Origin of the sequence: Kitasatospora sp. NPDC056531 (assembly GCF_042794375.1) — a bacterium.
Taxonomy (GTDB): Bacteria; Actinomycetota; Actinomycetes; order Streptomycetales; family Streptomycetaceae; genus Kitasatospora.
In genome coordinates this window covers 1-1,576 of record NZ_JBHTTU010000341.1, presented here as the reverse complement: position 1 = coordinate 1,576, position 1,576 = coordinate 1, and the positions used below count along the sequence as shown (strand labels likewise).

The 1,576-nt window shown below is 72.5% G+C and carries 1 protein-coding gene; it reads right to left on the bottom strand.

The features are described 5' to 3' along the window. Positions 1-1,576, bottom strand: a 1,576-nt coding sequence (locus ACFQ87_RS46260) for a beta-ketoacyl synthase N-terminal-like domain-containing protein (RefSeq protein WP_380617052.1), incomplete at both ends; no start/stop codon positions are given.

The window sequence follows — 1,576 nt, the reverse complement described above, 5'->3', positions numbered from 1 at the left end:
ACCGTCACGCCCGCCGCCAGCGCCAGCGAGCACTCCCCCGCCCGCAGCGACTGCGCAGCCAGGTGCAGCGCCACCAGCGACGACGAACACGCCGTGTCCACCGTCACCGCCGGCCCCTCCAGGCCCAGCGCGTACGACAACCGCCCGGATGCGACGCTGGACGACTTGCCGGTCAGCAGGTACCCCTCGTAGCCCTCGGGGGCCTCGTGGAGCCGGGACGCGTAGTCCTGATAGGCGATGCCGACGAACACACCGGTCGGGCTGCCGTGCAGCGAGGCGGGGTCCACGCCGGCCCGCTCGATCGCCTCCCACGAGGTCTCCAGCAGCAGCCGCTGCTGCGGGTCCATCGCCGCCGCCTCACGCGGCGAGACCCCGAAGAACGCGGCGTCGAACTCGTCCGCCTGGTAAAGGAATCCGCCTTCCCGGACGTAGGACTTGCCGGGTCGTCCGGGCTGCGGGTCGTAAAGTCCGTCGGTGTCCCAGCCACGGTTGGTGGGCAGGCCGCCGATCACATCGCGCTCGTCGACGACCAGCTGCCATAGCTCCTCGGGCGTGGTCACGCCGCCCGGCAGGCGGCAGCCCATCGAGACGATCACGATCGGGTCGCCGTCGTCCACCGTCGCCGGCTGCACCGCCGGTGCCGCCGCGGCGGCCCCCGCCGACAGGCCGAGCAGTTCCCGGCGCACCAGTCGGCTCACTGCGGTCGGGGTCGGGTGGTCGAAGGCCACGGTCGTGGAGAGCCGCAGGCCGGTCGCGGCGTTGAGCCGGTTGCGCAGGTCGACCGCGGTCATCGAGTCGAAGCCCATCGCCTTGAACGACTTCGCGGGCTCGATGGCGTTCTGGGTCGCGTGGCCGAGCACGTCCGCCGCGCTGCGTCGGACGAGTTCCAGCAGCAGGCGCTCCTGCTCGGGCTCCGGCAGACCGGTGAGTCGCTGGGCGAGCGGCAGCGCGGGCGCCCCGCCGCGCTCCGGGCGAGCGGTCTCCTCCTGAAGCTTGCGGACCTCCGGCAGCTCGTCGAAGAGCGACGAGGTACGAGCCGCAGTGAAGAACGGGATGAACCGCGCCCAGTCCACGTCGGCCACGGTCACGCTGGGCCGGCCGTCTCGCAGCGCCTCCTCGAGGGCGCTCAGCCCCCGCTCGGGTGCCATGACCGAGATGCCCTGGCGGCGGAGCCGCTCCTTCTCCTCCGGCCCGACCAGGCCGCCGTCCCACGCACCCCAGGCCACGGCCGTCGCCGGAAGCCCCTGGGCGCGCCGCTGCTCGGCGAGTGCGTCCAGGAAGGTGTTGGCCGCGGCGTAGGCCGCCTGCCCGCGGTTGCCCCAGACACCCATGATCGAGGAGAACAGGACGAAGGCGTCGAGCTCTAGGTCCTTGGTGAGGTCGTGGAGGTTGAGCGCCGCGGCCACCTTCGGGCGAAGCGCCTCGGCCATCGCGGACGGATCAGTCGCGTCCACCAGGCCGTCACCGAGCACTCCGGCCGCGTGGATGACGGTGGTGAGGGGGTGTTCCGCGGGCAGTGAGTCCAGCAGGGACCGCAACTGCTCCCGATCGGCGACGTCACAAGCCGCCACGGTGA